The sequence below is a fragment of the Methylobacterium indicum genome (assembly GCF_001043895.1).
In the GTDB taxonomy this organism is placed as follows: domain Bacteria; phylum Pseudomonadota; class Alphaproteobacteria; order Rhizobiales; family Beijerinckiaceae; genus Methylobacterium; species Methylobacterium indicum.
In genome coordinates this window covers 1-1,658 of record NZ_JTHF01000384.1, presented here as the reverse complement: position 1 = coordinate 1,658, position 1,658 = coordinate 1, and the positions used below count along the sequence as shown (strand labels likewise).

Below are 1,658 nucleotides of genomic sequence, written 5' to 3'. Positions count from 1 at the left end.
AGCAGGTAGAAGATCAGGAGGCTCATGAAGAAGGTGAGCCACAGGCACAGGGTCGAGGCGATCAGGCCGGGCTGAAAGAGCTGGCCGATCGGCGAGCCCTTGGGCTTGGCGATGCCGGTGAAGACCGCGCCGGAAAGGTCCTCGGCGGGCGCGATGCGGCGCAGGAGCTTGGCGACGCTCTCGGCCGGGGCCTGCTTGAGCACGAGGAAGCGTGCCGATTCCGGCAGGCCGAGGATCAGCACCGGCACCAGCACGAGGGGCAGCACGCCGCCGATCACCAGCACGGAGGGCCAGCCGAAATCGGCGATCAGGTGCGCCGCCGCGAAGCCGCCGAGCGCCGAGCCGACGGTGAAGCCGCAGAACATCGCCATGGTGAGGAAGGAGCGGCGGTGCTCGGGGCAGTATTCCGAGGTCAGCGTGATGGCGTTCGGCATCGCGCCGCCTAAGCCCAAGCCCGTGATGAAGCGCAGGATCGTCAGCATCTCGATCGAGGTCGACCAGGCCGAGGCCAGGCTGGCGAGCCCGAAGAACGCCGTGGTGACGATCAGCGTGCCCTTGCGGCCGACCCGGTCGGAGAGCGGGCCGAACAGGAAGGCGCCGATCATCAGGCCGAACAGGCCGGCCCCGAACAGCGGCGCCAGCTGGGCCTGGGTCACGCCCCACTGGCTGCGAAGCGCCGGGGCGATGTAGCCGATGGCGGCGGTGTCGAACCCGTCGATGGCGACGACGAGGAAGCACAGGAGCACGATCCGCATCTGGAAGCGGGAGACTCCGTGGCGGTTGATGACGTCCTGGACGTCGATGCTGCGTGGACGGGGCATGGCGTCGGGTTCCTCCTGAATCGTTTTTTGGAGATTTCTTGGTCTTAGGTCGGGTGGTGAACGGGTTGCTCGGAGTACTCGACCAGACTCACTTCCTCGTCGTCATCCCGGAGGCGTATAGCGGAACCCGGGATCCATGATCTCTGACGATGAAGGACGAGGCGATGTGCGGTCCGACTTGTTCTGATCTGTCTGCGGTCATGGTTCCCGGGTTCCCGTCTTCGACGAGCCCCGGGATGACGTGGAGGGTTTCATGGGCTGGGACGTGGGCTGCCCGGAACTCGTGCCCGCCTTCAGCCGATCGCCGAGGGATGGCGCGCCAGCGGGGTCACCCGCATCGTCATGAACGGGAACAGCGGCAGGCCCGACAGGATGTCGTGCAGTTCGTCGTGGGTCTCGACGTCGAACACGCTGATATTGGCGTAGCGCCCCGCGACCCGCCACAGGTGGAGCCACTTGCCCTGTCGCTGGAGTTCCTGGGCCCGGGCCTTCTCGTCGGCCTTGAGCTTCGCGACGGTGTCAGGATCGAGGCCGTGCGGGATCGCGACGTTCATCTCGACGCAGTACAGCATGGGATTACGTCCTTGCGTAGTAGCGCAGCTTGTCGGGATCGAGGGTCACGCCGAGGCCGGGGCCCTCGGGCAGGTGCACCGCGAAGTCGTGGAAGGCGAGGGGCTCGGTGACGAGGTCGCCGGTGAGGATCTGCGGCCCGAAATGCTCGCAGCCCCAGGCGAGATCGCGCAAGGTCGCGAAGGCGTGGAGATGCGCCGCGGCCCCGACCGAGCTTTCGAGCAGGCAGCCGCCATAGAGCCCGATGCCGGCGGCCTCGGCCACCGC

General features: G+C 67.1%; 3 protein-coding genes. All 3 read right to left on the bottom strand.

The window, feature by feature from the left end:
* The coding region (locus QR78_RS30520; protein ID WP_048431390.1) for an MFS transporter at nt 1-821 on the bottom strand (821 nt) is incomplete at its 3' end.
* 293 nt (nt 822-1,114) lie between these two features.
* The gene (gene catC / locus QR78_RS30515; protein ID WP_048431389.1) at nt 1,115-1,393 is read right to left on the bottom strand and encodes a muconolactone Delta-isomerase; all 279 of its coding nucleotides are present in this window, start codon (nt 1,391-1,393) and stop codon (nt 1,115-1,117) included.
* Between the two features lie 4 nt (nt 1,394-1,397).
* The coding region (locus QR78_RS30510; protein WP_048431388.1) for an enolase C-terminal domain-like protein at nt 1,398-1,658 on the bottom strand (261 nt) is incomplete at its 5' end.

What these genes read in the sequence shown, in the direction of transcription:
- catC (WP_048431389.1), bottom strand. Translation starts at nt 1,393, where the DNA reads ATGCTGTACTGCGTCGAGATGAACGTCGCGATCCCGCACGGCCTCGAT.